This is a genomic window from Deltaproteobacteria bacterium, from assembly GCA_016875225.1.
In the GTDB taxonomy this organism is placed as follows: domain Bacteria; phylum Myxococcota_A; class UBA9160; order SZUA-336; family SZUA-336; genus VGRW01.
In genome coordinates, this window is the sequence record VGRW01000001.1 from 1 (window position 1) to 25296 (window position 25296).

The 25296-nt window shown below is 69.8% G+C and carries 24 protein-coding genes and 1 pseudogene; 9 read left to right on the forward strand and 16 right to left on the reverse strand.

All coding sequences use genetic code 11. The features are described 5' to 3' along the window. Window positions 1-401 (reverse strand): helix-turn-helix transcriptional regulator (locus FJ108_00005; protein MBM4334280.1); only part of this gene is annotated, 401 nt, incomplete at its 3' end. A gap of 65 nt (window positions 402-466) precedes the next feature. Between FJ108_00005 and purE the strand changes: the two genes are divergently transcribed. Then, on the forward strand, window positions 467-991 hold the full coding sequence (purE, locus tag FJ108_00010; protein MBM4334281.1) for a 5-(carboxyamino)imidazole ribonucleotide mutase: 525 nt from the start codon (window positions 467-469) through the stop codon (window positions 989-991). Window positions 992-1007: 16 nt separating this feature from the next. Here purE and lysA read toward each other — a convergent pair whose 3' ends face one another. Further along, entirely contained in the window at window positions 1008-2243 is a 1236-nt protein-coding gene (lysA, locus tag FJ108_00015) for a diaminopimelate decarboxylase (GenBank protein ID MBM4334282.1), read from the reverse strand. A 38-nt stretch (window positions 2244-2281) separates the two neighbouring features. On the opposite strand from lysA, the gene FJ108_00020 reads away from it, so the two are divergent. The 5 genes from FJ108_00020 to FJ108_00040 are packed head-to-tail and all read left to right on the forward strand — an operon-like array spanning window position 2282 to window position 6495. Continuing rightward, on the forward strand, window positions 2282-3601 hold the full coding sequence (locus FJ108_00020) for an aminotransferase class III-fold pyridoxal phosphate-dependent enzyme (protein ID MBM4334283.1): 1320 nt from the start codon (window positions 2282-2284) through the stop codon (window positions 3599-3601). A gap of 13 nt (window positions 3602-3614) precedes the next feature. Then, the gene (locus FJ108_00025; protein MBM4334284.1) at window positions 3615-4190 is read left to right on the forward strand and encodes an NUDIX hydrolase; all 576 of its coding nucleotides are present in this window, start codon (window positions 3615-3617) and stop codon (window positions 4188-4190) included. Window positions 4191-4229: 39 nt separating this feature from the next. Then, window positions 4230-5105, forward strand: a complete 876-nt coding sequence (locus tag FJ108_00030) for a PaaX family transcriptional regulator (protein MBM4334285.1) — start codon at window positions 4230-4232, stop codon at window positions 5103-5105. Next, complete coding sequence (locus FJ108_00035; protein ID MBM4334286.1) at window positions 5102-6073, forward strand: fatty acid desaturase; 972 nt, start codon at window positions 5102-5104, stop codon at window positions 6071-6073. Before FJ108_00030 ends, FJ108_00035 begins: the two co-directional genes overlap by 4 nt. Window positions 6074-6090: 17 nt before the next feature. Next, complete coding sequence (locus FJ108_00040; protein ID MBM4334287.1) at window positions 6091-6495, forward strand: hypothetical protein; 405 nt, start codon at window positions 6091-6093, stop codon at window positions 6493-6495. Between the two features lie 7 nt (window positions 6496-6502). Here FJ108_00040 and hemN read toward each other — a convergent pair whose 3' ends face one another. The 4 genes from hemN to FJ108_00060 are packed head-to-tail and all read right to left on the reverse strand — an operon-like array spanning window position 6503 to window position 12041. Next, entirely contained in the window at window positions 6503-7903 is a 1401-nt protein-coding gene (gene hemN, locus FJ108_00045; GenBank protein ID MBM4334288.1) for an oxygen-independent coproporphyrinogen III oxidase, read from the reverse strand. A 16-nt stretch (window positions 7904-7919) separates the two neighbouring features. Further along, window positions 7920-9536: an AMP-binding protein gene (locus tag FJ108_00050; GenBank protein MBM4334289.1), complete on the reverse strand. Its 1617-nt coding sequence runs from the start codon at window positions 9534-9536 to the stop codon at window positions 7920-7922. 11 nt (window positions 9537-9547) lie between these two features. Next, on the reverse strand, window positions 9548-10780 hold the full coding sequence (locus FJ108_00055; protein MBM4334290.1) for a thiolase family protein: 1233 nt from the start codon (window positions 10778-10780) through the stop codon (window positions 9548-9550). Between the two features lie 55 nt (window positions 10781-10835). Next, complete coding sequence (locus FJ108_00060; protein MBM4334291.1) at window positions 10836-12041, reverse strand: acyl-CoA dehydrogenase; 1206 nt, start codon at window positions 12039-12041, stop codon at window positions 10836-10838. Here FJ108_00060 and FJ108_00065 point away from each other — a divergent pair. Continuing rightward, a complete protein-coding gene (locus tag FJ108_00065) occupies window positions 11992-12609 on the forward strand; it encodes a hemerythrin domain-containing protein (GenBank protein MBM4334292.1) in 618 nt (205 codons plus the stop codon). The genes FJ108_00060 and FJ108_00065 overlap by 50 nt on opposite strands. A 16-nt stretch (window positions 12610-12625) precedes the next feature. On the opposite strand, the gene cyoE is transcribed toward FJ108_00065, so the two are convergent. The 8 genes from cyoE to FJ108_00105 form a co-directional block, all read right to left on the reverse strand. Then, the gene (cyoE, locus tag FJ108_00070; protein ID MBM4334293.1) at window positions 12626-13963 is read right to left on the reverse strand and encodes a protoheme IX farnesyltransferase; all 1338 of its coding nucleotides are present in this window, start codon (window positions 13961-13963) and stop codon (window positions 12626-12628) included. Window positions 13964-13973: 10 nt separating this feature from the next. Continuing rightward, window positions 13974-16064, reverse strand: a complete 2091-nt coding sequence (locus FJ108_00075) for a hydrogenase iron-sulfur subunit (protein ID MBM4334294.1) — start codon at window positions 16062-16064, stop codon at window positions 13974-13976. Continuing rightward, on the reverse strand, window positions 16054-16989 hold the full coding sequence (locus FJ108_00080; protein ID MBM4334295.1) for an SCO family protein: 936 nt from the start codon (window positions 16987-16989) through the stop codon (window positions 16054-16056). The genes FJ108_00075 and FJ108_00080 overlap by 11 nt, the downstream gene beginning before the upstream one ends. Continuing rightward, window positions 16986-18740, reverse strand: coding sequence for a cytochrome C oxidase subunit I (locus FJ108_00085; GenBank protein ID MBM4334296.1), 1755 nt, complete (start codon window positions 18738-18740; stop codon window positions 16986-16988). The genes FJ108_00080 and FJ108_00085 overlap by 4 nt, the downstream gene beginning before the upstream one ends. Window positions 18741-18744: 4 nt before the next feature. Then, window positions 18745-19272, reverse strand: coding sequence for a cytochrome C oxidase subunit II (locus FJ108_00090; protein ID MBM4334297.1), 528 nt, complete (start codon window positions 19270-19272; stop codon window positions 18745-18747). 148 nt (window positions 19273-19420) lie between these two features. Further along, window positions 19421-20977 (reverse strand): hypothetical protein, encoded by a 1557-nt coding sequence (locus FJ108_00095; GenBank protein MBM4334298.1) that lies wholly within the window; start codon window positions 20975-20977, stop codon window positions 19421-19423. 75 nt (window positions 20978-21052) lie between these two features. Further along, window positions 21053-21283 (reverse strand): hypothetical protein, encoded by a 231-nt coding sequence (locus FJ108_00100; protein MBM4334299.1) that lies wholly within the window; start codon window positions 21281-21283, stop codon window positions 21053-21055. A 1-nt stretch (window position 21284) separates the two neighbouring features. Beyond that, entirely contained in the window at window positions 21285-22637 is a 1353-nt protein-coding gene (locus tag FJ108_00105) for a hypothetical protein (GenBank protein ID MBM4334300.1), read from the reverse strand. 68 nt (window positions 22638-22705) lie between these two features. Here FJ108_00105 and FJ108_00110 point away from each other — a divergent pair. Together FJ108_00110 and FJ108_00115 are read left to right on the forward strand one after the other, a co-directional pair. Continuing rightward, a pseudogene (locus tag FJ108_00110) lies at window positions 22706-22834 on the forward strand (nitroreductase). A gap of 658 nt (window positions 22835-23492) precedes the next feature. Continuing rightward, the gene (locus FJ108_00115; protein MBM4334301.1) at window positions 23493-23876 is read left to right on the forward strand and encodes a hypothetical protein; all 384 of its coding nucleotides are present in this window, start codon (window positions 23493-23495) and stop codon (window positions 23874-23876) included. Here FJ108_00115 and FJ108_00120 read toward each other — a convergent pair. Both FJ108_00120 and FJ108_00125 read right to left on the reverse strand, forming a co-directional pair. Continuing rightward, a complete protein-coding gene (locus FJ108_00120; GenBank protein ID MBM4334302.1) occupies window positions 23864-24916 on the reverse strand; it encodes an LLM class flavin-dependent oxidoreductase in 1053 nt (350 codons plus the stop codon). The genes FJ108_00115 and FJ108_00120 overlap by 13 nt on opposite strands. Next, on the reverse strand, window positions 24913-25287 hold the full coding sequence (locus tag FJ108_00125) for a hypothetical protein (GenBank protein ID MBM4334303.1): 375 nt from the start codon (window positions 25285-25287) through the stop codon (window positions 24913-24915). The genes FJ108_00120 and FJ108_00125 overlap by 4 nt, the downstream gene beginning before the upstream one ends. Window positions 25288-25296 lie beyond the last annotated feature (9 nt).

Below are 25296 nucleotides of genomic sequence, written 5' to 3' on the forward strand. Positions count from 1 at the left end.
GCGTCGGCGCCCAGGCTCGCCCCCTCGGAGCCGCGGCCGAAGAGCATCCGCACCAGCTCTCCGTGATCCTCGGCAAAGCCGAGCAGGACCTCCGCGCGCGCGCGAGCCGCGGGCTCGGGCTGCGCCTCGAGCGGATGGACCGCGACCTCGAGGCGTCGCTCGAGCTCCGCGAGCGCTTCGAAGACCAGCTCCCGGAAAAGCTCGTTCTTGTCGTGGAAGTGCAGGTAGAACGTGCCGGAAGCCACGCCCGCGGCCTCGGCGATCTGATGGCTGGTGACGGCGTGAAGGCCGCGCTCCGCGAAGAGCCTTCGGGCGCTGGCGCGCAGCCTCGAACGCGTCAGCGCACGCGCCCGGGCGCCCGCCCCGTTCCCCGATCGCTCGCGTCGCGCACTGACGTTCATGTCAGCGGAGGACGGTACCCTCCGCAAAGTTGCGGAGTCAAGGCTCCGTGCGCTTAGATCCACCGATGGAATCCGCACCGCCCACCGTGCTCTTGATCTGCGGCAGCCCGAGCGACCTCGACCTGCTGCTCGAATGCGAGGAGGCGCTCGGCGAGCTCGAGATCGCCTCGACCGCGCGCGTGCTCTCCGCCCACCGCACGCCCGACGAGACGGCGGAGACGATCAAGAACGCCGAGAAGGAGGGGATCCGCGTGGTGATCGCGTTCGCGGGAATGTCCGCGGCGCTGGCCGGGGTCTCCGCCGCGCACACGCTCCTGCCGGTGATCGGCGTCCCGTGCGCGAGCGGCCCGCTGCAGGGCTTCGACGCGGCGCTCTCCACGATGCAGATGCCTCCGGGAACGCCCGTCGCGGCAGTGGCCGTGAACGGCGCCCGCAATGCGGCGCTGCTAGCGGCGCGGATCCTCGCGCTTGGCGACCCCGGCCTGCGCGAGCGGCTCGCGCGCCGCGCCTCGGCCGACCGCGGCCGCTACGCCCCGGCCGCGATCGATGCCGAACTCGCCAGGCGCCGCGCCTCGCGCAAGAAGCCGTAGCCCGGCGGCGCAGCGACTAGACGTCCTCGAGACCGAGCAGCTCCTCGACGGTCTGCCGGCGCCGGATCGGACGCGCGACGCCGTTTTCGAGCAGGATCTCGGGCGCGAGCGGACGCGTGTTGTAATTGCTGGCCTGCGACGCTCCGTACGCGCCCGCGTCGTGCAGCACCACGAAGTCGCCGACCGAAGCCGCTGGCAGCTCGCGCGGCACCACCACCCCGCCCTCCTCCTGCGTGAAGACGTCGCCGGACTCGCAGAGCGGTCCGGCCACGACCGTCGGCTCGCTCGCGCCGCTCGCGCGGGTGCCGTCGGCGCGCAGGATCGAGATCTCGTGGTAGCTGCCGTACATGGCCGGCCGGATCAGATTGTCGAAGCCAGCGTCGACGACGAGGAAGCGAGTCGCCCCGATCCGCTTCGCCGCGCGGATCTGCGCGACCAGCAGCCCCGCCTCGGCGACCAGGAACCGGCCCGGCTCGATCTCGAGCGAGAACAGGTGACCGACGCTCGCCTCGACCTTGCTCCGCGCCTCGTCCCAGAGCCGGTGCAGCGCGGCCGTGTCGAAGCGCGGCGCGTCGGCTTTGTACGGAATCGGCAGCCCGCCGCCGCCCGAGAGAGCGCGCACGTCGATCCGGAGCTCCCTCACCCTGGCGACCATGGCGTCGCAGACGCGGCCGAGATGTTCGAAGTCCGCCCCGGATCCGATGTGCATGTGCAGGCCGACCAGATCGAGCCGGTGCTTCTCCACCGCGCGCAGCGCCTCGTCGAGACACTCGTGCCAGATTCCGTGCTTGCTCCAGGGTCCGCCGGTGTTCGTCTTGCGGCTGTGACCATGCCCGAAGCCCGGATTCACGCGCAGCCAGACCCGATGACCGGGCTTGCGTCGGCCCACCTGCTCCAGCATGTCCGTCGAGCCCGCGTTCACGGGAATGTCGCGGTCGATCACGCGATCGAGCGTCGCCTCGTCGATCAGGTCCGCCGTGTAGACCACGCCCGCGGGCTCGCCCACCCCGACGTATCCGGCGCGCAGCGCGCGGGCGATCTCGCCGTTCGAAACCGCGTCGACGAGCACGCCCTCGGCGCGCATCAGCCGGAGCAGATGGACGTTCGAGCAGGCCTTCTGCGCGTAGCGGATCACGTCGAAGCCGCGCAGCTCCGCGATCCGCGCGCGGATCACGGCGGCGTCGTACAGATAGAAGGGCGTCCCGTGCTCGCGGGCGAGGCGGACGCAGAGCTCTGGATCGACGCGTTTCATCGGCTCTCCGCTGTTCCTCGTGCCATGATAGCAGCGCCATGACGGCCGCATCCCTCGGCGAGCTCGATCGCGCCTGGCTCCATCCGTTCACGTCGATCGCGGAGCACGAAGCGCATCCCGGCCTGGTTCTGGTCGAGGGCCGCGGCTGCCGCGTGCGCGACACGGAGGGCCGCTGGTACCTCGACGCGATGGCGGGCCTCTGGTGCGTGAACGCCGGATATGGCCGCGAAGAGATCGCCGACGCGATCGCCGCACAGGCGCGGCGCCTGCCCTACTACCACGGGTTCGCGGGCGCCTCGAACGAGCCGGCGATCCGACTCGCCGCGCGCCTCCGCGAGCTCGCTCCGATGCCGAATGCGCAGGTCTTCTTCGCCAGCTCCGGATCGGAGTCGAACGACTCGCAGATCAAGCTGATCTGGCACTACAACAATCTGCTTTTTCGGCCGGCGAAGAAGAAGCTGATCGCGCGCTCGCGCGGCTATCACGGGACGACGCTCGGCGCCTCGTCGCTCACCGGGCTGCCGTACGTGCACGCGCGCTTCGACCTGCCGCTCTCGAAGCTATTCCAGCACGTCTCGCCCGCGCACTGGCCCGCCGGCGCGGATCCGCAGGAGAGCGAAGACGAATGCGCCGAGCGCCTCGCGCAGGAGCTCGAGCTCGCGATCCTGCGCGAGGGACCGGAGACCGTCGCGGCGTTCTTCGCGGAGCCCGTGATGGGAGCCGGCGGCGTGCTGCTGCCGCCGCAGCGCTACTTCGAGAGGATCCAGCCGGTGCTTCGCCGCCACGACGTGCTGCTCGTCGCCGACGAGGTGATCTGCGGCTTCGGCCGGCTCGGGCGCTGGTTCGGATCGCAGCGCTACGGGATCGAGCCGGACTTGATCACGGTGGCGAAGGGCCTCACCAGCGGATACGTGCCGATGTCCGCGTGTCTGATCTCGGAGCCGATCCACGAGGTGCTTCGCGGGGCGTCCCGCGAGGTCGGCCCGTTCGCGCACGGCTACACCTATTCGGGTCACCCGGTCGCCGCTGCGGCGGCTCTCGCCAACCTGGACGTCCTCGAGCGCGAGGGCCTGGTCGAGCGCGCGGACCGCGTCGGCGCGCTCCTGCAGACCCGGCTCCGCGGGCGCTGCGCGGGCCACCCGAGGCTCCGCGACGTTCGCGGCGTCGGCTTGATCGCCGCGCTCGAACCCCGCGCCGCCGACGACGCGAAACGGCTCGCAGCCCTGCTCCTGGCCGATGGCGTGATCGCGCGGGTCGTGGCCGGCAGCGTCGCCCTGGCGCCGCCCCTGATCCTCGCCGAGAACGAGGTCGAGGAGCTGGTCGGCGCGCTCTCTCGCGCGCTCGACGCGCTCGACTAGGCTCGGACTCCAATTGCACCGCCGACCGCTGCTCGACCTGCTCGAACGCTACCTGGTGCAGTATCCCGAGGAGCGCATCGGCGTGGATCACGTCCGGCAGTTCGTGCGCGCGAATCCCGATTGCTTCGAGCGGTCCTGCGTCGACGGCCACCTGACCGCCTCGGCCTGGATCGTCTCGCACGACCGGCGCCGCTTCCTGCTCGCCCACCACCGCAAGCTCGGACGCTGGCTGCAGCTCGGCGGGCACGCCGATGGCGACACCGATCTCGTCGCGGTCGCCCTGCGCGAGGCGCGCGAGGAGTCGGGAATGGACGAGTTCGAAGTCGTGCGGCCAGGCGGGCTCGCGCTTCCGCTCGATCTCGACGTGCACCGGATTCCGGCGCGTGGAGAGGAGCCCGAGCACCTGCACCACGATTTCCGCTTCCTGCTCGTCGCCGCGAGCGATCAGGAGCTTCGCGTCTCGAGCGAGTCGAACGACCTGCGTTGGTTCGCGCGCGAGCGCGCCGCCGAGCTGCTCGGCGAGGAGAGCCTGTTGCGCATGGAGCGAAAGGCCGAGCGTTTGCTCGCTCCGGCGACTCGTATTACGTGAGTTGTCTGCACCGGACGCTCAGCGTAATATGAGGGCTCCGTGGAGCCGAGCGCCAAGAGCCTGATTCTCGACCTGTTGCAGACGCTGCGTGGGCGCTCGATGTCGGTGCGAGCGCTGGTCGAGGCCGGCGCGCTCTTCGGTCTGGCAGAGAACGGCGTGCGAGTGGCGCTCGCTCGTCTGCTCGCGCGTGGGCTGGTCGAGCGCGACGAGCCCGGGTCCTACCGCCTGGCGGCGGGAGCGCAGCCGGTCTCGCGCCGGGTCGGCGGCTGGTCGAGCGCCGACGCGCGAACGCTGCGCTGGAGCGGCGGCTGGGTCGGAGTGCTCGTGCACGGACTGCCTCGGGCCGACCGCCGCGGCCGCCGCAGCGACGCTCGCGCGCTGGCGTTCCTGGGCTTCGCGGAGCTCGATCCCGGCCTTCTGATCCGGCCCGACAACTTGCGTGGCGGGGTCGCGCAGACCCGGCAAGAGCTGCACGAGCTCGGTCTCGCGATCGAGGCGCGCGTCTTCGGCCTCGGCTCGCTCGACGAGAGCGGCGAAGCCCGGGCAAGACGGCTCTGGAGCGGCGCCGCGATCTCCCGCGCGCACCGGACCGCGCTCGTCGAGCTCGAGCGCAGCGCTTCGCGCCTGCCCCGACTCCCGCGCCGAGCGGCGATGGTCGAGACCTTCCTCGTCGGCGGCCGCGCGATCCGGCAGATCGCACTCGACCCGCGCCTGCCCGACGCGATCGCGCCCGAGGCCGAGTATCGGGCGCTCGTCGCGGCGATGCGCGAATACGACCACGCCGGGCGCGAGTACTGGAGCGACTTCATGCGCGATCACGGCGCTCCGCACCGCAGCTCGCCGGTGAACCTGGCCGGACTCTCCGGTCAGGCGCGCGCGGCCGCGCTCGGAGCGGCTTCGAGGAGCCTGGCATGAGCACGACGACCGGCGACGCGGAAGCGTGGAACTGGAGCGACGCGCTCTCCGCGGAGGAGCGACGCGATCTGCTCGAGGTGGACGACCTGCACGGAGCACTCTCGCTCGCCGCGAACTGGGGGCTCGTCTTCGCAGCGATGGCGCTGGTGGCCTGGACGCCGAATCCGCTCACGATCCTGCTCGCGCTCTTCGTGATCGGCGCGCGCCAGCTGGGGTTCGCGATCCTGATGCACGACGCCGCGCACCGGGTTCTGTTTCGGAAGCGCTCCTTGAACGACTGGGCCGGGAACTGGCTGGCGGCGTATCCGATCTGGGCGGAGGTCGAGCCGTACCGCCGCTATCACCTGCTGCACCACGCGCACACCGGAACCGAGAAGGATCCGGATCTCGGGCTGGTCACGCCGTTCCCGATCACCCGCGCGAGCTTCGCGCGCAAGGTCTTTCGCGACCTGTCTGGGCAGACCGGCTATTCGCAGGCGAGAGCGGTGTTCCTGCGCGACATCGGCCGCGCCGGCGGACGCTCGCAGCGCAATCAGGGCATGAGCCGCGGAGAGCAGCCCGACGTAGGCTGGCACAAGCTCGCCCCGGTCGCCGTCACGAACCTCGCGCTCTTCGCGATCCTCGCGCTCGCGGGGCATCCCGCGCTGTACCTGCTCTGGGTCGTCGCGTGGCTCACCACGAATCGCCTGTTCACGCGCATCCGCTCGATCGCAGAGCACGCGCTCACGCCGGATGCGACCGACCCGCTGAACAACACCCGCACCACGCTCGCCTCGGCCTGGGAGCGCCTCTTCTTCGCGCCCAACCGGGTGAACTTCCACCTCGAGCACCATCTGATCATGACGGTCCCGCACTACAAGCTGCCGCGCTTCCACCGTCTTCTGCGCGAGCGCGGAGTGCTCGAGCGAGCGTGCGTGGCGAACGGCTACGCGGGAGTGCTCTTGGCGGCGACCTCGCGCTCGGACTAGGCGTGTATGCTTCGCGGATGGACTCCGCGAGAAAGCCGATCCCGAGCCGGCCGAAGTCGAAGGACGAGTACCGGTCGGCGGTCCTCGCCCAGGTCGAGGCCGACGACTGGGTCACGTTCGCCGCGCTGCACAAGCGCCTGGCGGGCGACTCGCGCGAGCCGACCGAGATCGTGCTGCCCGGAAACCGCGTGATCTGGACCGGGATGCCGCGCGAGCTCTTCGACGCCATCCTCGAGCTTCTCGACGAGGGACGTCTGGCGGCCAAGCCCGTACACCACTCGGCGTACCGCAGGGACGGCCGGGTGCTGGCGCTGCCGGTCGAGAAGGCGATTCCGCCCGACGGCCACGCCGAGCCGCACTGGTTTCCGGTCGCGCTGCGCCCGATGGCGGCGGTGCTCGCCGAAGAGTCCGATCCCGCCTAGCGCAGCTTCAGACCGTCTGGCTGAAGAGCGGCTTCGAAGCCGAGCGCTGCTCCGCCAGGTAGGCGTCGAAGACCATCGCGACGTTGCGCAGCACCAGGCGCCCGAGCGGAGTCACGCGCAGCCCGCCCTCGGGCTCGAGCTCGACGAGCTCGTCGGAAACGAAGGGCTCGAGCGCGGCCCGCTCGGAAGCGAAGCGGTTGGCGAAGTCCGTCCCGAAGCGCGCGCGCCACTCGGCCGCGCGGACCTCTCCGTGGCACATGATCTCGCCGATCACCCAGCGCCGCTCGAGATCGTCGGGCGTGAGCCGGTGGCCGCGCAGCGTCGCGAGCCGGCCGGCGTCGACGGCCTCGTGCCAGGGCTCGAGCTCGCGGACGGACTGCGCGTAGCTCCTGGAGAGCTCGCTGATCGAGCTCGGGCCCAGGCCGATCAGATCCACGCCCGCGCGCGTGGTGTAGCCCATGAAGTTGCGCCGCAGCGTGCGCTCGCGCACGGCTCTGGCGAGCTCGTCGTCGGGTCGCGCGAAGTGATCCATGCCGATGTACTCGTAGCCGGCCTCGAGCAGGCGGCGGATCGCGCCGAGCTGAAGGCGCAGGCGAAGCGAGGGCGCCGGCAGATCCTTGCTCTCGAAGCCTCTCTGCTGCTTCGCGACCCAGGTCACGTGCGCATAGGCGTAGAGCGCGATCCGATCGGGGGCGATCGCGATCACCTCGTCGAGCGTGCGCTCGGTCGACTCGAGCGTCTGGAACGGAAGCCCGTAGATCAGGTCGAGGTTCACGCTCTCGAAGCCGCTGGCCCGCGCGCGCTCGACGAGTCTCCCCGTCATCTCGGGGCTCTGCTCGCGGTGGATCGCCGTCTGCACGCGTGGCTCGAAATCCTGCACACCGAGCGAGATGCGGTTGAATCCGCACTCGCGCAGCGCGTCGATGTGCGCGTCGCTGGTCACGCGCGGATCGACCTCGAGCGAGATCTCCGCGCCCGGCACGGCCGGAAACGCGTCGTTCACCGCGCGAAACAACCGCTTCACCTGCGCGGGGTCGAGGTGCGTCGGCGTGCCGCCGCCCCAGTGGTGCTGCACGACCGGGCGTTCTTGCGCAAGCGCGGCGCGCACGCGGCCGATCTCGCGCTCGATCGTGTCGAGGTAGCGCGCCGGCGGCTCGGACTTGCGCGTGATCACGCGATTGCACGCGCAGAAATGACAGAGGCTGCGGCAGAACGGCACGTGCACGTAGACCGACAGGTCCGCTCCGCTCGCGCTCGAAGCCAGGTCGGCCTCGAAGTCCGCGGCTCCGTAGGCGTCGGACCAGGTGGGAGCGGTGGGGTAGCTGGTGTAACGCGGCCCGCTTCCCGCGTAGCGCAACAGGATGGCCTCGGCTCGCTCCGGATCGAGCTCGATGGTTGGACGGGTCAAGTCGCGCGCGGCTCCGCTACCGCTCGACGTGGACGTTCGGCGCGTTCGGCGCGAAGCGCTCCAGCAGGAACCTCTCCTGCGGCTTCTCGGAGGCCGTCTTCGGAATCTCGTCCACGACCTGAAGGTAGGTCGGAACGAAGTTCGATTCGAGCCCGGCGCGGCAGGCCGCGAAGATCGCCTTCGCGTCGAAGACGGCCCCTGGCTGCGCGACGATCGCTGCGACCACGTCCTTCTCGCCGGGCGAGCCGGACGCCGCGGGCACGCCGTAGACGAAGACGTCGGAGACGCTCGGCTGCTCGGCGATCAGCTTCTCCACGAATCCCGCGTTCACGAAGTCGCCGTTGTGGCGGATTCCGCCGCCCTTGCGATGCGAGAAGAACAGCCAGCCCTGCTCGTCGCGCCAGCCCATGTCGCCGCTTCGCAGCCAGCCGCCGCGGGTCTTCTGTGCCGACGCCTCGGCGTTCTCGAAGTATTCGACCTCGGCCGACGCTCCGCTCGACGGGCGCGAGCAGATCTCGCCGATCTCGCCCGCGGCGCACTCGCGGTCGCTCTCGTCGAGCACGCGCATGTCGAGCCCGGGCCCGGGCTTGCCGAACGATCCGATCGGGCCCTCTCCGATCGGCTTGAAGGCGAGCCCGCCCTCGACGGCTCCGTACCACTCGAAGACCTTCACGTCGAAGCGCTTCTCGAACGAGGCCCAGATCGCCGCCGGCATTCCCGCGCTGCACACCATCCGCACCGGGTTGTCGGCGTCGTTGCTGCGCACCGGCTCGCTGTAGATCGCGGTCGACATTCCCCCCAGGAGCGAGAACGTGGTGCAGCCGTGGCGGCGGCAGACGTCCCAGAGCCTGGACTTCGTGAACTTCCGGCTGAACACCGCGCGCAGCCCCATCGAGAGCGACGGGCCGAGCGTCACCGCCTGCGCGTTTCCGTGCGTGAGCGAGAGCCCCGTGTAGGGCCGATCGTCGGGCCGATAGCCGAACAGCGCGCTCAGCATCGCAAACGCGCCGAAGCGCGCGTTCTGGAACACGACGCCCTTCGGATCGCCCGTCGTGCCGGAGGTGAAGATGATCTGCAGGGGATCGTTCGCGTCGACCAGGCGCGAATCGACCGTCGGCACCGGCTTCGCGAACACCTCGCGCAGCGACTCGGCCCCGCGAACCGACGAAAGCGGCACCGCCTCGTCGCTCTCGCCGGTCTCGAGAGCCAGGATCCACTCGAGCGCCGGGAGCGATTCGCGCACGGCCTCGAGCGCCGGCAGGCAGTAGTCCGCGCAGATGATTCCCTTGCAGCCGGACCGCTTCAGGAAGAACGCGAGCTTGTCCCCTCGCGTGCGCGGATCGATCGGCACGAAGACGGTCGCGGTGATCGACGCCGCCGCCATCGTCTCCACGTACTCGGGGTGGTTGCGCATCATCAGCCCGAACCGGTCGCCGCGCACGAGTCCGCGCGCGACGAGGGTCGCCGCGATCTGGTTCGAGCGGGTCGCGAGGTCCGCGTAGGTGCGCACCTCGTCCGGCGTCCGGCCGTCGTCGAGCGAGAGGTGCTCGAAGGTGAGCACGTCCAGGTCCGGCTTCTCGTTCGCTCGGATCCGGACCAGGTCGCCGAGAATCATCGGACTCTGCGCTCGCATTCGCGCTCCCTTCAGATCCGGAGAATCGTCACGCACATCGCGGCAGCGTCGCTGCCGATGTTTCCGCCGCCGTTGTGCGCGAGCCCCACGCGCGCGCCCTCGACCTGCCGCGCGCCCGACCGCCCCTGCAGCTGCTCGGTGATCTCCACGATCTGCGCGAGACCCGTCGCGCCGACCGGGTGCCCCTTGCGGAGCAGGCCGCCCGAGGTGTTCACGGGAATGCGCCCGCCGAGCCGGGTCGCGCCGCTCTCGACGAATCGCCCGCCCTCCCCCTTCGCGCAGAGCCCGAGGGATTCGTAGGCGATGACCTCCGCCGGCGCGGAGGCGTCGTGACACTCGACCAGATGGAGGTCGGCGGGGCCGATCCCCGCTTCCTCGAAGGCCTCGCTCGAGGCGAGCTCGACGGTGCCGGCCTCTTCGGCGCCGTGATCCCACCCCGAGCGGAGCACGGACGATACGACGCGCACGCCCTTCGCGACACCGAACTGGCGGGCCTTCCGCTCGCTCATGATCACCGCTGCCGCTGCGCCGTCGCCGATCGGCGAGCACATGGGTCGCGTCAGCGGCTCCGCGATCATCGGCGACGCGAGCACCTCGTCGACGCTCAGCGCCTCGCGGAACTGGGCGCGCGCGTTCAGGCTGCCGTGGTAGGAGTTCTTCGCCGCGACCGCCGCGAACTGCCGGACGGTCGTGCCGTACCGCTTCATGTGTGCGCGCGCGGCCGCCGCGTAGATGTCCATGAACATCGAGCGGCTCTCGCCGGCTCCGCTCGACGCGCTCTTCGCACCCGTGTCGGCTGCGCCCTTCTGCAGCGCCTCGAGAATCCCCTGCAGCGCTTCGACGTCGACCGCGCCGGTGAAGGCGGAGAAGCTGCGCTTCTTGTCGACGTGGTAGAGCTTCTCCACCCCCAGCGCGAGAACCACGTCGTAGAGCCCGGCGCTGACCATCGCCGCCGCCTGCTGGAACGCCGTCGACGCGCTCGCGCAGGCGTTCTCGACGTTGACCACCGGAATCTTGCCGATCTCGAGCGGCCGCAGGATCACCTGCCCGCGGATCGACTCCTGTCCGGTGATCAGCCCCGCCGCGGCGTTGCCGACCCACGCGGCCTCGAGATCCTTGGCGTCGATGCCCGCGTCGGCGAGCGCGACGCGCACCGCGTCGCCGCCGAGCGCCTTCAGCCCCTGATCGAGGTGCTTTCCGAACTTCGTCATGCCAACCCCGGCAACGACCGCATTCATCCTCATGGGTGATCCTCCCGGTGACGGGTCAGGTCAGTCCGTGACCCTTGATTTCGAGCGCTCACAGCCGCGTCGAGCCGACGAGTCCGAGCACCTCGTTGCAGCCGTCCTCGATCATCGACGCGCGAGCGTCGCGCACCAGCTTCTCGATCGGGTACTCGCGCGTCAGGCCGTTGCCGCCGAAGATCTGCAGCGCGTCGCTGGCGACCTCGAACGCGGTCTGCGTGACGAACGTCTTGGATGCGATCGAGTACTGCACGAGCGGCGGATTCGTGGCGTTGTACAGCGCCACGCGGCGCGCGAGCGCGCGCGCCGCCTCGACACGGGCGAACATCTTGAACAGGCGCGAGCGCACGCTCTGGTGCGAGATGATCGGGACCCCTCCCTGCACGCGCTCTTTGGCGTAGCCGACCGCGAGCTCGAGCGCGGCCTGCGCCACGCCGATGAAGATCGCACCCATCGAGGCGTTGGCCATCGTGAGCACCATCTCCACGACCGTGCCGTACGCGTCCGCGCCGACGATCATGAACTCCTCGGGGATGCGCACGCCGTCGAAGAAGATCTCGCCCTGGTTCAGCGCGCGCTGCCCGAGCTTGTCGAGCGGCTTGCCGCGGGACACGCCCGGCAGGTCGAGCGGGACCAGGCAGACTCCCCCGCGCTGCAAGCCGCCGCTCGGGTCGATGGTGCAGAACAGCGTCGCGACCGTCGCGATCGTGCCGTTCGAGACCCACGCCGCCTTCTGACCCTGGATCACCCACTCCTTGCCATCTTTGCGGGCGACACAGTTCGGTTTCAGCGAGGAGTCGCGGAAGTGGGGCTCGCTGAACGCCAGCGAGTCGCTGCCGTGGTCGGGCTCGGTGATCGCCCAGCAGCCGATCTCGCGCGAGGACTCGCCGCAGAAGCGCTCGATCAGCGCGGGACGCCCGGACATCTGCGCGAAGATCCGGTGGAAGCCCGCGACCGCCAGGCTGATCGCGAGGCCCGAGTCCCCGCGGCCCATCTCCTCGTTCACCAGGTAGCGCACGCGCGCGGCCTCTCCCGGCGGCAAGTCGGTCGCGCCGGTCTCGAGCTGCTCGAGCCCGAGCTCGCGCGACTTCTCGAACACCCGCCAGAGCGGCGAGTCCGGCGCGATCACCTGCGCGGGGTCCGGGAGTCGATCGAGCGCGATCCCGGCCGGTCGCAACACCTCGTCGGCAAACTTCCGCGCGCTGTCGCGGATGCTTCGCTGCTCGTCGCTGAGTCCGACTTCGATGTCCGTGATCGCCATGGAACGTCTCCTGGAGGGGGTCGATCGAGGTCAGTCTATTCGCCATCCGTCGACGCGTCCACGACGGGCCGGGAGGGTCTCATGGGCGGATCTCGGATATGATCGCGGTCATAGCCGCCTCGCGCGGCGATCCTGCAGTTTGGCCCCGGAGGTTCGAATGACGGCTCCCGAGACGGCCCGGGGAGTGAGGCGCTGGTGGGAGGAGCACAGCGAGCTCGACGCCCTCGTCGCGGTGGTGGTCGAGGCGCTCGGGCGCGGCGAGATCGCGCCCGCCGTGAGGGGTCTCGAGGCTCTCGCGGCCGCGCTCGAGACGCACTTCGGAATCGAGGAGAGCGCCTATTTCCCGATGGTCGAGCGGCTCTCGCCCGAGCACGGAACGGCGGTCCACGCCGCCCAGCTCTCGCACCGCCTGCTCCGCAAGAGCCTCGAGGATCTGCGCTCCCTGATCGAAGGCGGAGATCTGGCCGCGACTCGCTCCGGACTCGACGTATTGCTGGAGCGGTTCCACGCGCACGAAGTCGAGGAGGCGAAGCTGATCGCCCGACTCGAGGAGCTCTCGACGAGCTAGCCGGTCCGAATCCCGGCTACGCCCCGGGGCGAACGAAGTTGTTCATCCAGTAGATGAACAGGCCCGTGAGCGCGACGTAGATCCAGATCGGGTAGGCGAAGCGCACGATGCGGCGGTGCTCGGCGAAGCGCCCGCGAAGCGCGAGCTGCAGGGCGCGCGCGACGAGCGGAACCACGGCGACGGCCAGGGCCGTGTGCGTCGACAGGACCACCAGGAAGAGCGTCCGCACCCAGTCGTCGCCGGGGAAGCGCTGGTGTCCGAGCAGCGCAGTCTGGACGACGTAGAGAGCGACGAACACGGTCCCGAGCGAGACCGCCGAGAGCATCAGCCGTCGGTGCAGCCCCCGCCGGCCGTGGCGGATCGCGACGAACGCGGCGATCAGGAGCGCCGCGATCGCGGCGTTCAGCGCGCCGTTCACGTGCGGCAAGGCATCGCGCATCCCGACTCCTGCCTCCCTCGCCCCGATCTCGAGCATCATCGCGCCGAACAGGCTCGACAGGTACAGGAGCGAGACGAGAAAGACCCGCCGGTCGGCCGCGTCTTCTCGCGCCCGCATCGCGGCGACGATCGAGGCGCAGAACGCGACACCTCCGATCATGGCCACTGCCGCGTAGCCGGCGCCGAGAACCCCGCCGGCGTACGGGAGCAGCGTGACCGGGATCAGCAGCAGGGCGAAGGCGAGCATGAGGCGCCGCGTGCGCGTATCGCCGACGGCCGCGGGCAGCATCCGGAACAGCGCGGCCGCGTACTCGTCGCGGCGGTACAGGGTGATCGCGTACACGTGCGGGAGCTGCCAGAGGAAGACGATCGCGGCGAGCGTGAGACCCCAGATGCCGAGGCGCCCGTCGACCGATGCGTCGGCGATCAGGGGCGCCGTCGATCCGGACAGAGCTCCCACGAACGTGTTCCATGCGCTCCGCGGCTTCAGCCAGACCGTGTAGACGAGCAGATAGTGGGCCAGCGTCGCCGCGCCGATCGCCGCGGCGAGCCCGCCGCCTGCGACCGCGAGCGCGAGCAGCCCGAGAGTCGAGGTCGCGATGCCGAAGCCGAGCGCGCGCGAGGCGGTCAGTCGGCCAGAGGGGAGCGGGCGCCAGCGCGTTCGCTCCATTCGAGCGTCGGCGTCGCGCTCCCACCAGGCATTGAGCGCGCTCGAGCCGGCGCCGACCAGCGCGATCCCGAGCAGGACTCCGAGGACGGTCGCGATCGCCGGGCGCGACGCCGCGCCCAGACAGAAGGCCGGCGGCGCCGTCAGAAGCACGCCGACGAGCACGCCCGGGCGCGTCAGGTCGATGTGGTCGCGAATGCGCGAGACGCGCGGCGCGAGAGTCGCGATCACCTGAGAGCCCGTCGTCATGGCTTCGTTCCTAGTGCAGCTTGAATCCCGACGCGCGATCGAACGCGATCACGCGCCGGAACCGCTCGTCGAACTCGATCGTCTGCTCGCTGACATGGGACCACTCGTCCGGATCGTGGCTGTCCCCGATCTCGACCCGGATCACATGCTCCCCCGGCGTGAGGCCGAACGGTACCACCGCGACGCTCGAGCCGTCGCTCCAGATTCCGCTCGGCGAGTAGGCCTGGTCGACCCGGCGCTCGCCGTCCACGCTGACGCGCAGGCGCACCGCGGCGCGCGCCCGCTCGCAGACCTTCGCCTGGCGCATGTGCTGCGGGAGCTGCGCGAGCTCCTCCGGCGTCCGGTCGCGGCAGACTTCGCTCCGCTCGCCGGGGTGTTTGAAGGTGACGACGAGCTCGGCGCCCGGAGACGCGTGCGCGGCGTGGCCCCAGTCGCTCACGACACCGATGATGGCGCTGGTGACGAACGCGACGGCGACCGAGGCGATGCCGGCCAGCGCTCGGCCGGGAACCGCGGCCGGTGACGGGCTCGCGCCCTCGAGCGCTGCGCCCGCGGCTTTCAGGAGCTCGCGCTTGCTTCCGCGGTCGAGGTAGACGACCTCGACGGAGTCGCGGGCCACGAACTTCTCGCGGATGGCCGGGGGTCGCGTGCCCGCCAGGTGCTGATCGAGGAACTCCGGCCCTTCGCGGAAGTGACACGACCCCGGCGGGCAGCTCGCGATCAGGACCTTCTTCGCGCCACGCCGGAGCGCAAGCTCGATCGACATCGAGTGCACCCAGCCCGCGCACGGGACCTCGAGCACGCGCCAACCGGGAAGCTCGCGGCAGATCCCCGTCGCTGGATCGATCTCGAGCCCGGCGCCAGCCGACTGCGCGCAGACGAAGGCCACGCCCGAGGGATCGCCACCCGACTTCGCGGCGTCGAGCCAGCTCGCGACCTGCTGGCGCTGATCGCGAAGCGGAAATCCCGGCAGGTCCGTGCCGATCGAGTTGCACGACGCGACGCAGATTCCGCACGAGACGCACTTCGCGGGATCGACGAACGCCTCGGTCGCATACTTCTCGCGCTTCACCGGATTCGCGCGCGGGATCATCGAGATCGCCTCGTACGGGCAGTCCCGGTAGCACTGCTCGCAGGCGTTGCAGCGCGCGGGCTCGACCACCGCGCTGCGCCCGACCCGTTTTCGCATCGTCCACGGCGCGGAAACCGCGAGGGCGCCGCCGACCAGACAGATCGCCCAGATCGCGCCGCCCGAGAGTCCCGGCCCGAGCGAGAGCGGAAACAGGTACCACCAGTCCATGCCGAACGATTCGCCGCGCGCGGTCATCTTCGCGGGCTCGGCGTTCGTCGCCGGGTAGGCGACCGAGAGGATGGCGAGGGTTCCGAGCACCCAGATCGTCATCGGAAGTCGCGTGAGGAAGCGCGCGCGCGCGGTCCGGGTCAGGTGCAGCCAGAGCACGAACGCGAGCGCCAGCGGCGCGAGCATGTGGAAGAAGAACACGACGAAGAAGAGCAGCGAGTTGATGCCCTCGTCGAAGAGGAACGAGCGGCCCATCGGATCGGCGAAGATCGGCAGCACGTCGAGCAGCCGCGCGGTCTCGAGCGCCACGTACTTGCCGCGCACGTCCCAGACCAGCCAGTAGCCGGTCCAGCCCAGGACCCAGACCACCACGAGCGACAGCACGCCGGTCACCCAGGCGAGCCAGCGCGCGCCGGCGAAGCGCCGCTCGAAGAAGAGCCGCGCCGCGTGCACGAGCGCGAAGAAGATCGCGGCGTCGGAGCTGTAGCGGTGCAGCGAGCGCAGCAGCCCCGCGCTCGCAGGCGAATCGGACATCGCCGCCACCGAGGAGTACGCCAGGTGCACGCTCGGCCGGTACCAGAACAGCAGAAGCACGCCGCTGATCACGGCGATCAGGATCGCGGTCACCGCCACCGCACCGGTCTGCAGGAACGGGTTCAGCGCATCGGGAAGCACGCGCCCGAGCGCGCGATCGAGGGCGAGGAACGGCCGCTCGAGCGCGCGAAGCGCAGCGTCTCCGCGAACCCTGGCCTCGCCTCCGTGGGCGACCTCCGAGGCCAGGCCGATGGCGTCATGCTCCACCGGACCCCTCGCGCAGGAGGACCTCCAGCGCCGACGTCAGCCAGCGCTGCTGTCGGCCGCCGAGCGTCAGCCGATAGGCGATGCGCCCCTCGCGATCGACGAGCAGGAACAGATTCGCGTGGTCGATCACGCCCGTCTCGGGATTCCGAGAGCGCGTGATGCCGAGGTCGTCGAGGACGCGCTCGACCTCGACCGGATCACCCGTGACGAGCGAGTACTGCGGAGCGGCGATCTCGTGCTCGCGCGCGAGCTTGGCGAGCACCGCGGGCGAATCGTTGGCCGGATCCATGCTGACCGCGATCACGTGCAGATCGTCGCGAAGCGCCTCGGGCACCTGCGCGATCGCCGCCTTCGCCTGGCCCAGGATCAGCGGGCAGCTGAGCGGGCACGTCGAGTACACGGCCGTGAGCATCACGACCTTTCCGCGCAGTCCGGCCAGATCGACCGTGTCGCCGTCCTGGTTCACCAGCCGCAGCTGCGGCGAGTGCAGCTGGGTGCGCAGGGACTCCGCGGGAAACGGCAGCTCCGCGACGTCGGGTTTCGGCGCGATCGCCACGAGTCCCCATGCCGCGACGGCCACCGTGAACGCGCTCGCGACGCACGGCGCGAGCCATCCGCGGCGGCTCGCCAGCAGATCCCGCAGCGGCTGCCACCAGACCAGCGCGAGTACCGGAGCGATCACGACCGGCGGACTCGTCATCGCCATGACCAGTCCGGGATTCATGCGCCCGGTCGCCGGGTCGTACCCGAAGCACCAGATGCGGAACTCGTCCGCGAATCCGCGCATGCTCGAGTCCTCGCCCGGGCCGATCAGCATCGCCAGGAGCAGGATCTCCCAGAACACCAGCACGCCGAGAGCAAAAGCGGGAAAGCTGCCGCCGTCGAAGAATCGCGCGGCGTCTCCGGTCCGCGAAGCGATCGTCATCTCACGTGCCAGACGTCCGACAGCCAGAGCCAGTTCGCGAAGTAGTACACCGCGAACGACGCCAGGAACACGAGCACCAGCACCAGCGTCCCGGGCGTGCGGTGCTCCTCGTCCTCGCCCGCGCCGTGCGAAGCTCGCACGGCCGCGGTCACGCCGCGCTCGACGTGCCAGGGCTCCATCGGGCGACCCGCGTTCGAGCGGCCGAAGAAGACCGCCGCGACCACGAGCAGGACGAAGAGGAGCACGGCGGTGAACGCGATGACCGCGCCCACGCCGAGCAGGCCGAGCATCACGTGCGCGCCCGAATCGAACGCGGGCGCGAAGGGCGAGCCGCTGAACTCGACGTCCCAGTGGCGGCGCGGAACGCCGTACGACCCGGCGAACGACATGCCGATCGACATGGTCGTGATGCCGATCGCGAAGAGGTACGGCTGCAGGCGACACAGGGCCTTGGCGTAGAACTCGCGCTGGAAGATCAGCGGCACGACGTAGTAGGTCAGCGCCATGAACGCGAGCGCCGTGCCTCCGACCACGGTGACGTGGAAGTGGCCCGGAATGCGCAGCGTGTTGTGCGCCATGATGTTGATCTGCTGCGTGCCCAGGGTGACTCCGGTGATTCCTCCGCCGAAGCCGAAGATCACCAGCGACAGGAAGAACCCCGAGAAGCCCGGATTCGACCACGGGGCGTTGGCCAGCCAACCGAACAGACCGCGCTGGAATCCCTTCGCGCGCATCGCGACCTCGATCGACGCCGGAACCGTGAAGCCGTGGATCATCGACGCGAGCACCGCGAGGTACATCGCGTACGAGGTGTTCCAGATCTTCCAGGTGGCGCCGACGCCCGGATCGACCAGCTCGTGGTGCGCCGAGGCGAGGTTGATGAACAGGATGTAGAGCAGGAACGCGCTCCGGCAGACCGCCTCGGAGAGCGGCTTCGAGCCGACCGTGAGGTGGCCGAGCAGGTACCAGACCGAGACCATCGCGCAGACGTTCACCTGCTGGCTCATGTGGCCCAGCCCCCACCAGGTGACCCGGTACCACTCGGGGTCGATCGACGAGAGCAGGTTGATCGACCACAGGTAGGTCGGGATCATCGTCGTGGCCGCGTGCAGCAGCGTCACGACCGCGATGATCGCCGCCGCGGTCGCCCCGAAAGTGATGAGCGGCACCGAGCCTTCGTAGGTGTGGTCGCGCTTGGCGATGTAGAGCGTGCCGAAGAAGTTGATCACGCCGAGCAGCGTCCCGACCGAGAACAGGATCAGGCCCAGGTAGAACTGCGGGTCCGCGCGCAGCGGCACGTACGACGTGACCATGACGTCGGCCTTGCCCATCAGCACGGTCGCGTTGCACATCACCGCGCCGACGAGCATCAGCCCGAGCGTGGCCCAGGAGAGCGACTTCGAGTACAGGCGGCTGTTCAGGAGCACCGCGCCCGCGAAGTAGAGGATCGCGATCTCGAAGTTCAGGATCATCACGATCAGCATGTCCAGACCGTGGAGCGTGACCAGCCGGTAGTACCAGTCCGCGGGAAGCAGGTGCACGGCCGGCCAGCGCGTGAGGCCGATCAGGATCGCGGCGACGCCGCCGATCAGCAGCGAGACGACGGCGAAGACCGCGTGCAGCTTCATGAAGCGCTCCGCGGTCGTGCAGATCGCGAGTCCCGTCGTGTCGCAGACCCGGACCTCCCCTCGCGGGTGGTTTCCAGCCGCCTCTCCGGCTGTCACGTCCGGGCCGATGGTGGTGGTCGTCATCGCCCTACTCCTCGACGAGGATGCGCCCGGCCATCATGTGATGGCCGATGCCGCAGAACTCGTTGCAGATGATCGTGAACTCGCCCGAGCTCGTCGGCGTCAGGGTGAGCACGTGGTCGTAGCCCGGAAGAACCTGGAAGTTCATGTTCAGCGGGTGAAGCGAGAATCCGTGCTGCAGGTCGATCGACGAGATGTGCACCCGGTAGGTCTGCCCCTTCTTGAGCTTCAGGACCGGAAACCAGGACCACATCTGGGCCTGCAGGTACGCGTCGCCGCCGGGCGCCGGCTGCACGATCGGAATGCCGTTCAGCTCCCCGACCTGGTTGGTGGCGACGAAGCGCTGCACCCGCTGCGCGAACGCGCCGGGCTCGACCCGGTACGCCTCGCCCGTGCTGTTCTGCTTGCCGTAGAAATGCCAGTACGGCATCGCGATCGACATGACCAAGCACCAGCACAGAGCCAAGCCGATCCAGAGCCGCTCGGCCCCGTGGGGTGCTTTGAACCAGCCGGCCGCCGGCGGTCGAATACTCATGGCTTCAGTCCTCGCTCAGGGCAGTGTCGCGGGCGGCAGGAAATAGATCTCGTACCACGCCCAGAACGTGAACGAGACGGTCGGGATGACCACCCCGAGGAAGAGCAGAAGCCACGGGTTGTCCATCAGCTTCTGAATCGGGTGGACTTCACCCGGGACCTTCGGCGCCATACTCCAACCTCCTCGACGCGGCCAGCGCTTCCGACGCGGGCCCGACTCTTACCCTATGGATCCAGGCACCGCCGGCGACGGCGAGGAACATGATCCCCCCCGCGATCGCCGCGAAGCCGCCGACGCCCATCATCCCCAAGCCCAGCGTCTCGGCCGTGCCGCGCGCCGCCTGCTCGGCGCCGTAGATCTTGCGCCCCATGCCGTGCGCGCCCGCGAGCGCGAAGCCCGCGGCAAAGACGAGCATCCCGGCTCCGTAGACGAGGGGCTGCCAGCTTCGCGTGCGGACCAGCCAGGCGCCAGGCAGCCGAAGTCCGAGCAGGGGCAGAAGGAGGTAGCTCGCGGCCATGAACGAGACGGTGATCGCTCCGACCGAGGCGTGGTAATGCGCCGGGACCATCGTGCTCTGGCCGCGGATCGAGGCACCGAGCGCGAAGCCGAGCACGGTCAGGGCTCCGCTCACGAGAACCGCCGATAGCCGCGCGTCCGCGAGCGAGGCAGCGGAGAGGGTGCCCGACTTCCAAGCGCGCACGACGGCGCCGAGCGAGAGAATCAGGAAGATCGTCACGACCGGAGCGATGCACCAGCGCATGAGCTCCGTGAAGCCCACCTGATAGCCGGCGCTGCTCGTGCCCGCGAGGGCGAAGAGCGGCGCACAGAACCAGGGCAGAAGCAGGGCCAAGAAGAGCCAGCGCGACGCCGCCTCGCTCACCGGCGCCTCGCCGATCACGCTCTCGAGAAGCCAGAGCCAGAGCGAGAGCATCGCGAGCGTGCACGCGAGCTGGAGCACGTGCCCGACGCCCCAGACGAGCAGGTCCGCGAAGACGTCGGGCGCGAGGCCGCTCGGCGCGCGCAGCCACGTGATCGCGAGGGTGAACGAGGCGAGCAGCAGTGCGAGCAGAGTCGCGCGCAGACCGCTCTCCACGCCCTTCGGCAGCGGCACGACCACGATCCGGGTGCCGCCCGGCAGCAGCCTGGCGTCCGCGAAGCTCGCGAGCACGCCAGCTCCGAAGAGCAGCTGCCCCGCCTGGAAGATCCAGTGATCCACTGTCGGAATGTAGTTGGAGAGCAGCGGAGCCGCCCCGGGAATCCCCGCACCGAATAGCTGCATCGCGATGCCGGTTCCGGCGACGTGAACCGAGTGCCGGGCCAGCCATCCGGCTCGACGCCGCGCCGGAAGCAGGAAGAAGAGCGCCGCGGCGATCGAGTAGAACCAGGCGACGAGCGCCAGGTTCACGTGCGCGACGAGACAGCGCTTGAAGAAGACCGGATCGGTCACGAAGCGGTCGAACGGGGGCATGCGCCCCACGACGACCGCGAGCGCGAAGAGCCCGGCCAGCACCAGCACCAGCAGCGAGAGCGCGAGCCATCGGCGAGAAGCGGCGCGGAGCTCCACGCACGCGGCAATCAGATCTGCGCCGGGGGACATTCCGCGCCGCCGCAGTGCAAGCGACGGGCCATCTACTGGCTCGCCTCCGCCGTCCTCCGACTCGCCCGACGAGCGCGAGGATGTGCCAGGCGGCCTCAGCGGAGTCATCGGATGGTCCCCTCGCGCCACAAGTCGCGCAACGTACTGGCTCGAGACGCACCGGGCAACCTCGCCCGACGGCCTCTAGCCCGGCTTCGAGCTCTTGCGGCGCGAGAGGCCCAGCAGCGCGAGCGCGAGGAAGCCGAGCATGCGCGGCCGCAGGGTCATGCCGAGCAGTCGCAGGAACTCCGCGAGCGTCATGTGGGTGCGCGCATCCCAAACACCCATCTTTCCGCTGATCACGATCTCGCCGTCGCCCGGCTCCATCTTGTCGAAGGAGAGGATGAAGCGGCCCGCCTGGGACTCGACCCGCATCTCAGGCGGCCCGCAGCGCCCGGCCGCGGCGCGCGTGCCACTTCTCGAGATGCCGCCTGTGTCGCTCGGTGTAGGCGCCTTCGCGGTAGTGCTCGTCGTAGAAGCCGCAGTCGATGTGCTGTGCCTGCACCATCACCGTCAGAAGGCAGGGATCGGCGAACGCCGGAAACCGGCCCCACTTGCGCCAGACCGCCTTCAGGATGTCCTTCGTGCACTCCACGATCGCCGGATCCGTGCGCGGAATCGCGACCTCCATCTGGCCCGGCCGCTTGTACGGCGCCCCGGCTGCATTCGCGGGGTGGAAGATCCCGGCCGAGCCCCACTTCCGCTCGATCACGTCGTCGACGGCGTCGTCGATCGAGCCCTTGAAGTAGTAGGGATGGTGCGTCTCGAAGACGTCGTCCTTCCCGATCGGGTACGGGAAGCCCGCCAGCGGTCCGTGCTCGGCCGTCTCGAAACGGAAGCCGAGGCCGCGACACAGCGGTGTGCCGCCCAGCGCCATCATCGCGTTGAAGCCGCCGAACGGCCAACCGCCCAGGCCGAGCGCCGTCTCGGTGAGCAGCAGGTTCTGCGCCATGAAGCCGACCTCGACGTTGGACGCGCCGAACGCGACCAGCGGCTCGAGGCTCTGGTACGGCACCGGGATCGTCGCCAGTCCCTGCTTCACCCATTTCTCGCAGCCGAGCGGCTTCATGCCGTCCTCGACGTCGACCGGATAGTTGCCCTGCTCCAGGAAAAGCATCAGGCCGTTGATCAGCTCCTCGGTGACGTCGCAGACGGGCATGAAGAGCGTCGTGCCGGGCTGGTTCGCGTTCCAGGTGTTGAACGACATGAACGCGGGCGAGCTGTGCGGCAGGTCGATCCGCTCGCTCGAGATCTGCACGCGCCGGTCGACGAAGACGGCGACGAGCTTCTCGAGATCGTCCATGCGCGAGATCTCCTGCATCCGCTCGGGATGCGTGCCGCGGATCTTCACGACGTAGGTGCCCTCGTCGTTGCTGTAGAAGAGCTCCGTGGCGTGCGATCCGCACGGGCTCGGGAAGGTCCGGCCGCTGTACTCGAGCATGGTGTTGCAGTTGCCGTCCCAGACCTCTCCCGGAGCGAGCTCCTCCTTACGCGTGTGCGGCATGTCGGCCAGGTTCATTCCCGACATCCCCGTCGCCGCCATGCAGAGCAGCGCCTCTTCCTCGAACGAGAGCGGCAGCGGCTCGGCGTGCGACTTGTACGCGTTGGGTCCGCGCGGAATCTCCATGCCCAGGCCGAAGCGGCGTGAGCGGCGGGTGAAGATCGACTCGAAGAGCGGCGTCGACCAGACTTCTTCGAGCAGCTTGCGCGTCTCGGAATCCATCGCCATGGCTCGTCCCTCCTGCTGGACAAGATTCATCATACGAGCCGGTCGCGCGATGGGGTAAGATGATTTTCATGGAGCTGCGCAGCGTTCTCGGTGGGCGACGTTCGATCCGCTTCTTCGACCCGGACCGCCCGGTCGAGCGAGCGAAGATCCAGAGAATCCTGGAGGCGATGCGGATCGCCTCGTGCGCGGTGAACGCGCACTGGCTGCGCGCGGTCGTGGTGAACCGCGCGGAGATCCCGGCCGCGACGCTCGAAGCGCTGAAGACACCCGTCGCGGGATTGGTCCAGGAGCTCGCTCCGGTCCACATCTACTGCTACCTCGACGCGGGCGTCGTCACGCGGATGAAGGGCGCGCGGCTGAAGGAGCTCGTGGACGTCGGCGCGCTGAATCCGACGCACGGCTGGAGCCACCGCTTCGTCGACGAGTTCGTCTATCCGCAGATCCTCGAACCGATGACGAAAAGCCCCGGCTACCTCGTCTCGTCCGCGTTCGACTGCGGCGGCGCGGGCACGCAGGGGCTGCTGGTCGCCGTCGACGAAGGGCTCGGCGCGTGCTGGACCGCATTCAATCCCGTGCCCGCGAAGGAGCTGCTCGGCATTCCCGACGACTGGGTGCCGCTGTACTGCTTGAACCTGGGCTACTCGCTCGAGTCGAAGGAGGCCGGCGGCCAGCGCCCGCGGCCCGCGTTCGAGGAGCTGTACTTCGAGGGGCGCGTGGGAAAGCCATTCGCACGCGATCCGGAAGTGGTGAGCGAGCTCGAGAAGACGGGCATGCTGCAGACGCCCGCACCTCTGCCTGGACGCCGCGAGGAGGTCCGGGCGCTCGCGCGCCGCCTCGCGCTTCCGGAATGAGGTGATGGAGCTCGACCGGGCGCTCGAGGCCTACGCGAGCGTGGCGAGCTGGCGCGCCGGACTGCAGGAGCAGTGGGGCGGAGATCCGCTCGCCGAGGATCCGCACCGGCTGGAGAGCCTCGCCGGCTTCTGCGCGTACACCGGCCTCGATCCCGACGCGCTGGTCGCGTTCTGCTTTCTGCGCAAGCGCGAGACGAAGGAGCGCTTCGTGAGCGTCGCGCGCCGCGCGGAGCTCGCCGCCAAGCTCGCCGCCTGGGTCGCCGAGCGCGCCCTGCCCGCGCGCGAGTCGCGACAGCTCTCGGCCGACGTGCTGTCGTTCCTGATCCACAACGGCGTCATGATGAACGCGGGCGTCGCCCGCGGGAGCGCCGGCGGTCAGCCCGCGTAGAACAGCTTCGCGAGCCGTTCCTGATAGGCGAGCAGCTTCTCCGGCGCGATCGCGTAGAACGGCGGGATCAGGACCAGCGAGTCCGCCACCGTCCAGGCGCGCTCGACCTGCGCCCGCATTCGATCGGCGTCGCCGAGCAGCACGAAGCAGCGCACCATCTCGTCTGGAACCAGCCGCGCGTGCGCGAGCACGTCGCCGCGTTTCACTTCTGCCTGCAGGCGGCGCGCAACGTCTGCGAAGCCGTGCGCGGCGAAGAACGACTCGTACTGCTCGATCCCCGCGTAGAAGGCGACGGTCGCGCGCGCGTCCTCGATCGCCTCGCGCTCGTCGGCGCCCGGCGCGCACCAGAGCCAGAGGTTCAGGTCGATGTCCTCGCGCTTGCGGCCCGCGCGCGCGAGCCCGGCGCGCAGCTCGGGCTGGATCTTCTCGACCGCCCAGTCGAGCGACCACATCGGGTGGCCCATCACTCCGTCGGCGATCTCGGCCGCCAGCCGCACGGCCGGACCGCGCAGCGCCGCGATCCAGACCGGAATCTCTTCGCGTACCGGCGGCGCGGTGGGCTGCAGCTCGGCGAAGTCCGCCCGGTAGTACTCGCCGTTGAACGGCTCGAGCCCGCGGTGTGCGCCGCGGATCACGTGGCGCACCGCCGCGACCGTCTCGCGCAGGTGTGCCAGCGGCTTGTGCTCGGGCGCGCCGAACACGCCGCGCGTCCACGACTGCACGCTCGCGCCGAGGCCGAGCACGAAGCGCCCGCTGCTGACGCGGTCCATGTCGATCGCCGCCATCGCGGTCTCGAACGGGCTTCGCGCGGCGGCGATCGCGATGCCGCTGGCGAGCTTCACGCGCTCCGTCGCCATCGCCGCGGCCGCGAGCGGAATCCACGGCGGGCCGTAGACCTGCGCGGCGAACAGGCCCTCCAGCCCCTGCGCCTCGGCCTGCCGCGCCATCACCGAGAGGATCGGCGCCGGAAGCGCGCTCACGAAACCCCAGTACCGTCGTCTCGCGCTGGCCATCGTCGCTCTCTCCTCCGCGCGCATCATAGCTTCGCGCAGCTCGAATTGGCGCGCAGGAACGCGACGAGCTTCCAGATGTCGGTGTCACCGTCGGGGAGCACGCCGCTGAAGGGATCCATTCGCGTCCCGGGCACCCCCTGCGAGATCGAGCGGAAGATCTCCTCGTCGCTCCCACCATTCTTCCAGGCGCAGTCGAACAGGTCTGGGATGTCGCCGCGAGCGCCGCCACGCAGGCTGTGGCAGTACGCTCCGCACATGCCGATGAACAAGCTCTTGCCGCGCTTCACGGCGGCCGGGTCGCCGGCGAACACCGCGGCCGGAGACGGCTTCGGCGCCGCCGGCTCCGGCTTCGCGCAGTTCGCCGCGACGGCGAGCGCGGCGCCCGCAGCGAGGAGCACCGCGAGCCG